Source organism: Faecalimonas sp. LCP19S3_D12 (assembly GCF_052121495.1).
Taxonomy (GTDB): Bacteria; Bacillota; Clostridia; order Lachnospirales; family Lachnospiraceae; genus Faecalimonas.
Window position 1 is genome coordinate 1 of the sequence record NZ_JBQKED010000064.1, and the last position, 10,876, is coordinate 10,876.

General features: G+C 38.3%; 13 protein-coding genes and 1 tRNA gene. All 14 read left to right on the plus strand.

What is annotated here, in order from left to right:
- The first annotated feature begins 135 nt into the window (after window positions 1-135).
- The 14 genes from ACTQXY_RS14260 to ACTQXY_RS14325 all read left to right on the plus strand — a co-directional run bounded on the left by ACTQXY_RS14260 (window position 136) and on the right by ACTQXY_RS14325 (window position 10,710).
- Entirely contained in the window at window positions 136-588 is a 453-nt protein-coding gene (locus tag ACTQXY_RS14260) for a DUF2975 domain-containing protein (RefSeq protein ID WP_441660014.1), read from the plus strand.
- Between the two features lie 11 nt (window positions 589-599).
- Window positions 600-815, plus strand: coding sequence for a helix-turn-helix domain-containing protein (locus ACTQXY_RS14265; RefSeq protein WP_004613310.1), 216 nt, complete (start codon window positions 600-602; stop codon window positions 813-815).
- Between the two features lie 21 nt (window positions 816-836).
- Window positions 837-1,148 (plus strand): hypothetical protein, encoded by a 312-nt coding sequence (locus ACTQXY_RS14270; protein WP_441660015.1) that lies wholly within the window; start codon window positions 837-839, stop codon window positions 1,146-1,148.
- A 4-nt stretch (window positions 1,149-1,152) separates the two neighbouring features.
- On the plus strand, window positions 1,153-2,643 hold the full coding sequence (locus ACTQXY_RS14275; protein WP_441660016.1) for a DUF4153 domain-containing protein: 1,491 nt from the start codon (window positions 1,153-1,155) through the stop codon (window positions 2,641-2,643).
- Window positions 2,644-2,723: 80 nt separating this feature from the next.
- A complete protein-coding gene (locus ACTQXY_RS14280; RefSeq protein WP_441660017.1) occupies window positions 2,724-3,569 on the plus strand; it encodes a fumarate hydratase in 846 nt (281 codons plus the stop codon).
- Window positions 3,570-3,578: 9 nt separating this feature from the next.
- Window positions 3,579-4,127 (plus strand): Fe-S-containing hydro-lyase, encoded by a 549-nt coding sequence (locus tag ACTQXY_RS14285; protein WP_177614182.1) that lies wholly within the window; start codon window positions 3,579-3,581, stop codon window positions 4,125-4,127.
- A gap of 14 nt (window positions 4,128-4,141) precedes the next feature.
- Complete coding sequence (locus ACTQXY_RS14290) at window positions 4,142-4,858, plus strand: 1-acylglycerol-3-phosphate O-acyltransferase (protein WP_441660018.1); 717 nt, start codon at window positions 4,142-4,144, stop codon at window positions 4,856-4,858.
- A gap of 207 nt (window positions 4,859-5,065) precedes the next feature.
- The gene (locus tag ACTQXY_RS14295) at window positions 5,066-6,730 is read left to right on the plus strand and encodes a propanediol/glycerol family dehydratase large subunit (RefSeq protein ID WP_441660019.1); all 1,665 of its coding nucleotides are present in this window, start codon (window positions 5,066-5,068) and stop codon (window positions 6,728-6,730) included.
- A gap of 11 nt (window positions 6,731-6,741) precedes the next feature.
- Complete coding sequence (locus ACTQXY_RS14300) at window positions 6,742-7,419, plus strand: propanediol/glycerol family dehydratase medium subunit (protein WP_441660020.1); 678 nt, start codon at window positions 6,742-6,744, stop codon at window positions 7,417-7,419.
- A gap of 1 nt (window position 7,420) precedes the next feature.
- Window positions 7,421-7,813, plus strand: a complete 393-nt coding sequence (locus ACTQXY_RS14305; RefSeq protein WP_441660021.1) for a diol dehydratase small subunit — start codon at window positions 7,421-7,423, stop codon at window positions 7,811-7,813.
- Window positions 7,810-9,624: a diol dehydratase reactivase subunit alpha gene (locus ACTQXY_RS14310; RefSeq protein ID WP_441660022.1), complete on the plus strand. Its 1,815-nt coding sequence runs from the start codon at window positions 7,810-7,812 to the stop codon at window positions 9,622-9,624. Before ACTQXY_RS14305 ends, ACTQXY_RS14310 begins: the two co-directional genes overlap by 4 nt.
- Window positions 9,621-9,950: a glycerol dehydratase reactivase beta/small subunit family protein gene (locus tag ACTQXY_RS14315; RefSeq protein WP_441660023.1), complete on the plus strand. Its 330-nt coding sequence runs from the start codon at window positions 9,621-9,623 to the stop codon at window positions 9,948-9,950. The genes ACTQXY_RS14310 and ACTQXY_RS14315 overlap by 4 nt, the downstream gene beginning before the upstream one ends.
- Window positions 9,951-9,964: 14 nt before the next feature.
- Window positions 9,965-10,531, plus strand: a complete 567-nt coding sequence (locus ACTQXY_RS14320) for a cob(I)yrinic acid a,c-diamide adenosyltransferase (protein ID WP_441660024.1) — start codon at window positions 9,965-9,967, stop codon at window positions 10,529-10,531.
- Between the two features lie 91 nt (window positions 10,532-10,622).
- Window positions 10,623-10,710: transfer RNA gene (locus tag ACTQXY_RS14325), tRNA-Ser, on the plus strand.
- The last annotated feature ends 166 nt before the right edge of the window (window positions 10,711-10,876 follow it).

Sequence of the window (10,876 nt, forward strand, 5' to 3'; positions counted from 1 at the left end):
TGGTTTTTCGACAATTCCATTATACCAAAGGAACGTATTTATGCCTTTTTAATTGGCTGAAATATTGAATTTTCAAGGTTAATCACACCTTATTGGTGTGGGAAGTTTGAGGACATTAAAAGAAAGGAAAAAGCTATGAGAGAAGAAAAAATTATTAAATTTACAAAAATCATATTAGATATCATGTATTTTTCTGGAATAATAGTTGTTGTGACTTTGCCGTTCACTCTAAAATTAGCAGGAGAATACTATTCAGTAGCAATTGCTCAGAATTATTACAAGATGCTGGTTGTATTTGCGGCATCATCTATATTTGGAATATTTATTTTAGGACAGCTCCGTAAAATGATGAAGACGGTAATTTGTGATGATTGCTTTGTGTGGCAGAATGTAAAAAGTTTAGAAATTATGTCAGTCTGCAGTTTTAGTATTTCTATTTTATTTATTTTAAAAGTATTTTTTGTCCCAACACCGGCCACATTGATTATTATTCTTGTATTTTTCATCGCAGCACTTTTTTGTATTGTATTATCCTGTGTTTTTCGCCAGGCAATCAATTACAAAGAAGAAAATGATCTTACAATTTAGGGAGGTGCCATATGGGAATTATCATTAACTTAGACGTCGTCATGGCACAGAGGAAAAAGGGACTGACAGAGCTTTCAAAAGAGGTGGATATCACGATGGCAAACTTATCTATTTTAAAAAATAATAAAGCAAAAGCAATTCGTTTTTCTACATTGGAAGCAATATGTAAGGCGCTTGATTGTCAGCCGGGAGATATTATTGAGTATGTTCCCGATGAAGAAGAGTGATATTGAAAAGGAGAGGATAGCATGAATACTTTGACAGATGTAATGAACTATTTTTATTTTGTTATGATTGCAATATATGTGCTTGGCGGAATTACTGTTATTACAACAGTGGCAAATATAAAAAAGAAAAATTGCAGAACAGTTTTTCTCGTAATTTCCACAATGGTTCTGTTTGCACTCATATCAATCTATTTCTTTTTTGGTGTATTAGCCGATAACTATGCGTCAAACCTGTCATTTTGGCAGATACATTTGAATGGAATTGCTTTCATAAGTGTGATTTGTTGGATAATACAGATTGTATTTTTATTCTTGACAAGAAAAAAGAGGTGACATTATGGAAAAAACATTGATTAGCAAAATGGAAACACAATTTCCATTCTTTGGTCTAATGAGTCTTTTATACGGAATGATATTTGCATTTTGTATGTACAGTAACTTCAATGGTGTTACATTTCCGATTCTTATTGTGGTTACAATATTGTTTGGAGTTCGATATGTGAAAAAGATTGGGCTTACAATCCGAAGATATACATGGATTTATATTGTAGGGATGATATTGCTTGCAATTTCAAGCTTTATGACGACCAATGCATTTATCATATTTTTTAACTGGGTTGGAATCTTTTTATTGTTTGTTGTAATGATGATACATCAGTTTTACAAAGACCTAGATTGGAGCTTTCAAGTATACTTTAGAAATATAATTGTGGTAATTGGAATAACGCTTGGGAGTATCGTCTATCCGTTCCGTCATGCGGCAGCGTATATTGCACCAAAATCATCAAAACAGAAAAGGATTGCAATGTATATTTTAGTCGGAGCGGTAATTGCAGCAGGACTTTTATTGATCATTCTTCCGTTGCTCGTACATTCAGATCGTATCTTTGAGATGTATTTTGGAAATATAACAAGCCATATTCAATTTGGGAATATTTTTGGAATTTGTATGATGGCTTTGATAATGTGTATTTTATGTTATGCATTTTTCAGTGCACTATGCAGATACCAACCAGAAGAGGAAACAGAGATGAGAGGAAAGAAATGCAATCCGATAGTAGGAATTACATTTACATCTGTTATCGCAGTAATATATCTTTTTTACAGTGTGATTCAAATTATATATCTGTTCATAGGACAGGATGGTGGAATTCCAGCAGAAATCACTTATGCAGAGTATGCACGTTCCGGATTTTGGGAACTTCTCTTTGTCAGTATTATTAACTTTTTGATGGTGCTCGTAAGTATCTATTTGTTTCAAGAAAATAAGATTTTAAAAGGAATCCTTGCAATCATTTGCATGTGTACGTTTATTATGATTTTTTCATCTGCGTACCGCATGTGGATGTATGTAGATGTTTATCATCTTACATTTTTACGGATGTTTGTGCTTTGGTTTTTGGGAACACTTACATTGGTAATGCTCGGAACAATTCTTAGCATTTATAAAAAGAAATTTCCGTTGTTTCGCTATATCATGCTGGTAGTTGGCTGTTGTTATATTGTATTTTCTTTGGCGAGACCAGACTATTGGATTGCAACATATAATATTGCAAATACAGAAAATATAAATATGGGAGAACTGAATTATCTTGTTTATAGTTTATCCGATGATGCAGCTCCAGCAATTGCCAAGATTCAGCCACAAGAGATTACATGGAGTGAAAATGATTATTGGTATTATGATGATTTGGAGCAACCCCAAAATGTATTGAAAAATTATTTCTCTGACATAAAGAGAAGATATCGGAATTTGGATATACGCAAGTGGAACTATGCAAAAATGCAGGCTGTAAAAGAGGCAGAACAATATTTGACGGACAAATAAAAAATAGAAAGAAGAGCCAGAATATGATATGATAATACATATTATATTTTGGCTCTTTCAGCCTGAAAGGAGTGACTTACGTGATTCGTACAATCAATATAAAAGAAATTACAACAAATATAAAAGAAATGTGTATCGAAGCGAACCATTTTCTATCCGAAGATATGGAAAGAGCAATGAAGCAAGCCGAAAAAACAGAGCAATCACCTCTTGGAAAACAGATATTAGAACAGCTTGAGGAGAATCTTCAGATTGCTGCAGATGATATGATACCAATTTGCCAGGATACAGGAATGGCAGTGATTTTTTTGGAAATCGGACAGGATGTCCATTTGCAAGGTGGTTCATTGGAGGATGCGGTCAATGAGGGGGTACGTCAGGGATATGTGGACGGATTTTTACGAAAATCCGTCGTCAAAGATCCTCTTATTCGTGAAAATACAAAAGATAACACACCTGCGGTCATTCATTATAAAATTGTGGAAGGCTCGCAAGTAAAAATCAAAGTTGCACCGAAAGGATTTGGAAGTGAGAATATGAGCCGTGTTTTTATGCTAAAACCGGCAGACGGAGTAGAAGGTGTCAAAGAAGCGGTCCTGACAGCTGTTAAAGAAGCAGGTCCGAATGCATGTCCACCGATGGTAGTGGGAGTTGGAATTGGAGGCACATTTGAAAAATGTGCACTTATGGCAAAAGAGGCATTGACAAGAGAAGTCGGAACACACTCTGATATTCAGTATGTCAAAGAGATGGAAGAAGAATTACTTGCGAAGATCAACAGTCTTGGAATCGGACCAGGAGGTCTTGGAGGAACCACGACGGCTCTTGCGGTAAATATCAACACCTATCCAACTCATATTGCCGGACTTCCGGTTGCAATTAATATTTGCTGTCATGTGAACCGTCATATTGTTCGTGTATTATAGGAGGTCATTATGGAAAAATATATAAAAGCACCACTGGAAAAAGAAATCGTAAAAACACTGCGTGCCGGAGATTATGTATATATCACAGGAACAATTTATACAGCACGTGATGCAGCGCATAAAAGAATGGATGAGACATTGCGGGAAGGAAAAGAACTTCCGGTTCCGCTCAAAGATGAGATTGTCTATTATATGGGACCGTCTCCGGCGAGAGAGGGGCGGGTAATCGGATCTGCTGGACCGACGACCGCAAGCCGTATGGATAAATACACACCGAAGCTGCTAGACTTAGGACTTGGCGGGATGATTGGAAAAGGAAAACGGTCCAAAGAAGTCATAGATGCAATCATTCGTAATCAATCAGTTTATTTTGCGGCAGTCGGAGGTGCAGGGGCTCTTCTTTCAAAATGTATTCAGGAGTCCGAGGTGGTAGCCTACGACGATCTCGGAACAGAGGCAGTACGTCGTCTGACTGTAAAAAATTTTCCCGTTATCGTTGTAATTGACTGCGAAGGCAATAATCTGTACGAAACTGCAATAGAACAGTATAAAAAATAAAAGAGGGCAAAAAGATGAAAAGAATTTTAATGATGGTATTCCGAAATATTCTGCTTGTTCCATATATGTGGTGCAAGCTGTGCTATTATGCAAGTCATGTGGAAAAATACACAGAAAAGCAGCGCTATGACATGTTGAAATTCATTGTAAAACGAGCTAATCGAGGCGGAAATGTGCATATTGATGTGCATGGACAGGACAATATACCGAAAGAAGATGGATTTATGTTCTTTCCGAATCATCAGGGACTGTATGATGTACTTGCGATTGTAGATGCCTGCCCGGAACATCCATTTTCTGTTGTTGCAAAACAGGAAGTGAGAAATGTGCAATTTTTAAAACAGGTATTCGCCTGCATGAAAGCATTTACAATCGATCGTGATGATGTGAGACAGTCCATGAAAGTTATCATGGCAGTGTCAGAAGAAGTAAAAAACGGACGAAACTATCTCATTTTTCCGGAAGGAACAAGATCAAAAAATGGAAATCAAGTCGGAGAATTTAAAGGTGGAAGCTTCAAAGCAGCCACAAAAGCAAAATGTCCGATTGTACCGATTGCATTGATTGATTCTTTCAAACCATTTGATACAAAGACAATTTCACAGGTTGATGTACAGGTACATTTCTTAAAACCGATGCTTTATGAAGAGTACAAAGACATGAAGACGGTCGAGATAGCAGGGGAAGTAAAAAGACGGATTGAGGAAGTTATCAAGGAGAATGAGCGATAGGAGAAGAGTAAATATAATGCAATCTAAGGGTCGGAATGTTGTTTTGTGTGGTTTTTGAATTTAAAAATGTGGAATCTTGCCGAAGTTTTGGATTGTTTCATTGCTATTTTATTGGATTTAATGTATAATACAAGTAAATGAGTGCAGAATTTATTGATCTGCAGTAAGAGTTGTAAATTATGGGGAATCCGGTAAGGAGAAGAAAGAATGAAAAGATCAAAACGTATTGAAACATTGGACAAGCGCCCGGTGAATATGGATGGATATATCAATGAATGGCCGGAGATGGGCTTTGTGGCAATGAGCAGTCCATACGATCCAAAGCCTTCTATTAAAGTTGAGGGTGGAAAGATTGTAGAATTAGATGGGAAGAAAAGAGAAGATTTTGACTTTATTGACCAGTTTATTGCCGATTACGCAATCAACATCGAGAGAACAGAAAAGTCTATGTCAGTTCCATCACTTGACATAGCAAGAAGGATTGTAGATATTCACGTTTCTAGGAAAGAGATTTTAGAGCTGATTACAGGAATTACACCGGCAAAAATGGTGGAAGTGATAAATTACCTGAATGTGGTGGAACTTATGATGGGAATGCAGAAGATTCGTGCGAGAAAAACTCCGGGAAATCAGGCTCATATCACGAACTTAAAAGATGATCCTATTCAAATTGCAGCGGACGCAGCAGAAGGTGCACTGCGAGGTTTTGCAGAGGAAGAGACAACAATGGGTGTTGCGAGGTACGCACCACTTAGTTCCATAGCATTGCTGATCGGTTCTCAGGTTGGACGTCCTGGAGTTCTGACACAATGTTCAGCAGAAGAGGCTACAGAACTTGAGTTAGGCATTAGGGGACTTACTACATATGCAGAGACACTTTCCGTATATGGAACAGAAAAAGTATTTATTGATGGTGATGATACACCATATTCAAAAGCATTTTTGAATTCAGCATATGCGTCAAGAGGTCTGAAAGTGCGATTTACATCTGGTTCCGGTTCAGAAGTTTTAATGGGAAACAGCGAAAAGAAATCAATGCTATATCTGGAGTGCAGATGTTTGTATGTGACGAAAGGAGCTGGAAGTCAGGGGATTCAAAATGGTTCGGTAAGCTGTATTGGTGTTCCGGGGGCAGTTCCGGGCGGAATCCGTGAAGTAATTGCAGAGAATCTGGTTGCTGCACTTTTGGGATTGGAGTGTGCTTCTTCCAACGATCAAAGTTTTTCAAACTCCGATATGCGGCGTACTGCTAGAACAATGCTGCAGTTTTTGCCGGGAACAGATTTCATATTCTCGGGATATGCAGCAGAGCCGAATTATGACAACATGTTTGCTGGATCTAATTTTGATGCGGAAGATTTTGATGACTATAATGTTTTACAAAGAGATATGCAGGTAGATGGTGGTCTTCGTCCGGTTACAGAAGAAGAAGTTATTCAAGTGAGAAATAAAGCGGCAAAGGCTGTTCAGGCTGTATTCAGACAACTAGCGCTGTCACCTGTTACAGATGAACAGGTGGAAGCTGTCACCTATGCTCATGGAAGTAAAGATACGCTTCCAAGAGATGTAACGGCAGATCTTATGGCGGCAGAAGATGTTCTGAAACGGGGAATTACAGGTGTTGATATTGTAAAAGCATTGGCTGAGTCCGGATATGAAGATATTGCTGAGAGTGTTCTAAATATGTTAAAGCAGAGAGTGGTTGGAGATTATATGCAGACTTCAGCTATTTTGGATCGTGATTTCAAAGTGTTATCTGGTGTAAATACACCGAATGACTATATGGGACCGGGAACGGGATATCGTGTTGAGGGAAAACGCTGGGAAGAGATTAAAAAGATTCCTCATATTATTAACCCACAGGATATTTAGGAGGAGAAGACATGCAGATTAATGAAGATTTAATAAGAAAGATAATAGACACTGTAATTGAGCAAATCAATCAGTCCGAGAGTGCAAAAAGAGTGAGTTCTTCTTCTGAGATTCCTTCTATGGTAGGACGTGACCGCATTAATGAAAAAAAGACATCTTATGTTGACTATCCGAGAGCAAAGAAAGGAACAGATCCGAAAGAAATTGTAATTGGCGTAGGTGCTGCATTTCAGATGGAGATAAAAAAGACAATCTGTGGCATTCCATTGGAAGATGTATTACGCAATATAAAGGCGGGCATTGAAGAAGAGGGAATGAATGCAAGAGTTGTCAAAATTTTGGATACCTCAGATGTGTGTTTTATGGCGTTGGAAGCGGCGAAGCTTTCCGGTTCAGGAATTGGTGTTGGAATCCAATCTAAAGGTACAACTGTCATTCATCAGAAAGACCTATACCCGCTTTCAAATTTGGAACTGTTTCCACAGGCACCTTTGATGACGTTGGAGATATACCGTCAGATTGGAAAAAATGCAGCAAAATATGTAAAAGGGGAACAGGTAGTTCCGATTCCATGTACGAATGACCCGATGTCCAGACCAAAATATCAGGTAAAAGCTGCGTTAATGCATATTGCGGAGACAGAGCAGCTAGACCCGGAAGTTGGAATAATTGAATGGGAGGGAAAATAAAATGAGATACCCATTAGGTGAACACGAGAAAGACCGTATTTATTCAAAGACAGGAAAAAAATTGACGGAGATTACATTGGATGAGATTACAAAAGGTCGCATTTCATCAGAGGATATTAAAATTTCGAAAGAAATGTTAAAAGCACAGGGACAGGTTGCAAAGGAAAACGGCAATGATCCGATGGAGAAAAATTTTGAGCGGGCAGCAGAATTAGTGGATGTTCCGGATGATGTGATTTTGAAAATGTATGATAAGCTTCGTCCGAACCGTTCCACAAAGCTTGAACTTGTTATGATGGCAAAAGAACTTGTAGAAAAGTATAATGCAAAAAATTGTGCGAGACTTGTGATGGAAGCAGCAGAAGTGTATGAGAAAAGAGGGATTTTGCTTTGAAATATATCGCAGGGGTAGATATTGGTAATTCAACAACAGAAGTTTGTATCGGCGAGATTACTTTAGAGGGCAAAGTAGTCTTTTTGTCAAGCGCTTCATGTCCAACAACTGGTACGAAAGGAACAGTTGAAAATACGCATGCAATAAAAACAGCTTTAAAAGCTGCGATGAGTAAGATTAACAAGGAGATTGCAGATATCTCATTGATTCGATTAAATGAGGCTGCGCCGGTAATAGGCGATACAGCGATGGAGACGTTGACGGAGACAATTATCACAGATTCTTCTATGATTGGGCACAATCCATCTACACCTGCGGGGGCGGGACAGGCAGTCGGCGAGATTCTCGTACTTGGAGAAGGGACGAAAGCAGAACCGGGGAAGCCCTATATCATAGCGGCATCAAAGGAATATTCTTACGAAGTCGTAGCCGCAATTATTAATAAGGCAGCAGAAAAACTAGATATTACCGGCATCATTTTACAGGCGGATGAAGCTGTGCTAGTGGAAAATCGACTTCAGAAAAAGGTTCCAATTATCGATGAAGTTGCAAAAATTGATAAACTCCCTGCCGGCGTGATGGCTGCAATCGAAGTTGCCCTTCCGGGACAGACGATACGAATGCTTTCAAACCCATATGGTATTGCTACACTTTTAAAATTAAATGCACAAGAGACCCGCATGATTACTCCGATTGCAAAAAGTCTGATTGGTAAAAGAAGTGCGGTAGTTTTAAAGACACCAGGCGGAAATGTACAGGAGAATGTACTTCCGGCAGGAGAGATTTATTTCAAAGCAGAGAAAAATCATTCAATTAATATTGATGAAGGTGCAGAAAAAATTATGCAGACGGTGTCAGATGCAGGTGAAATCTACGATATCCAAGGTCAAGCAGGCACAAATATTGGAAATATGTTTGCGAATATCAGAAATGGTATGGCAAAATTGGATGATACAACAGAGGAAATTCATATTACAGATATTCTTGCGGTGGATACAATGGCGCCGGTGTTGATTTCCGGAGCCTTAGCAGGAGAAACTTGTCTTGAAAAAGCGGTTGGAATTGCGGCAATGGTAAAGACAAGACATCTTCCGATGCAAAAGATCGCAGATAAATTAAAAACAGAGTTGAAGACAGATGTTGTAGTTGCGGGGGTGGAGGCTGTCATGGCAAGTTTAGGTGCTGTGACGACGCCGGGAACACAATTACCACTGGCTATTTTAGACATGGGTGGCGGCTCCACAGATGCAGCATTGATTACAGAAGATGGAAAAGTTACAATTACACATCAGGCAGGGGCAGGTGAGTTAGTCTCTATGCTTATTCAGACGGAACTTGGACTTTCAGACAGACATATTGCAGAGCAGATAAAAAAATATCCTTTGGCAAAAGTGGAAAGTCTATTCCATATGCGCATGGAAAATGGACAGATTACTTTTATGGAAGATTCGATCGATCCGAGATTTTACGGTCGTGTTGTCATGCTTTCTGAAAGTGGATTCATTCGTATAGAAGAAGAGATTCCAATGGAAAAGATTGTTCAAGTGAGGCGGGAAGCAAAACAAAAAGTATTTGTGACAAATGCGCTGAGAGCTTTGGAGAAAGTTGCACAGCACCATAACTTAAACAATATCTCCAATGTAGTTTTGGTTGGAGGATCCGCAGAGGATTTTGAGATTCCCGAGATGTTGATGGAAGAGTTTGCAAAATACAAGATTGTCTGTGGACGAGGAAATATACGTGGTCTGGAAGGACCGAGAAATGCAGTCGCAACAGGATTAGTAGTTTCATATATAGGAGAAGAACGATGATTGCTAGCAGACCTTCTATTTGCATATATACAAATGAATCGGACAAATTAATATTAAGAGAGATATGTTCAGGAATTGAGGAAGAAGGAATTTTTTATGAGATTTCAGAACGTGATATAAAAGACTTGAATCAATTGGCATGGGATGCGGCAAATAAATCGACGCTTGGATCTGGTATAGGAATAAAAGGAAAAAGCATTGCATTTCAAATGAGAGGAATAGATTTTGGAAAAAATGTTGCCTTTTATGCAGAACCTACAAAAGAAGAATGCAGAATGGTGGGCTCTAACAGCGCAAGGGCTGTAAAAAAACAAGCATTTAAATAGAGGAGGGTAAAAGAATGAAGCTATATACAAAAAAAGGGGATAGCGGGATGACATCTTTGATGAATGATGTTCACGTATCAAAGACGGACGACAGAATAGAACTTTTGGGAACGATAGATGAATTGAGCAGTAATATCGGCTTAGCAAAAATTCTAGTTCCAGAAGATGTAAAAAAAGAATTATCTTCTGTTCAAGAAAGATTAATTACCATTATGGCAGGGATTGCGGATCCACGTAATTTGGACTTTAAAATAAAAGATGAAGAGATTACTTATATAGAAAAACAAATTGATAAGGTTGAAAATGCTTTTCCAAGAGAAAAGAAATTTATTTTATATGGAGGGTGTGAATCTTCCGCGCGTCTTGATGTTGCAAGAGCAGTAGCAAGACGAGCAGAAAGACGTTTTCGAAAGGTGAGTCTTCATTATGGAGTTGATATGAAAGCTATGCAGTACATGAATCGACTATCAGACTACTTGTATGTTCTCGCAAGATACGAAGACTACAAAGACAAAAAGTGCATGCAAAATCCGCAGCTAGAGCAGGTTATTCAAGAGGTGTTAAAAAATATGCAAATTTAAGTAAAAAAACCGTTGACATTTGTAAAATCCTCTAGTATAATAACTTTTGCATTGCAAGAGAGCAATGTAAACATCATATCAAAAACAATTCGGAGAAATACTCAAGAGGCCGAAGAGGCGCCCCTGCTAAGGGTGTAGGTCGGGCAACCGGCGCGAGGGTTCAAATCCCTCTTTCTCCGCTTTGAAAAAGAGATATGAAATAAAAAAATAAAAAAATTGTTGACAAGCTCTGAAAGATGTGGTAATCTAATATAGCTGTCGCAAGACAACAAAAACAAAGAACATTGATAATTAAACAACAGATGACAAGATAACCCTGAAAGATTCTTAAAAGAGAAAAATTCA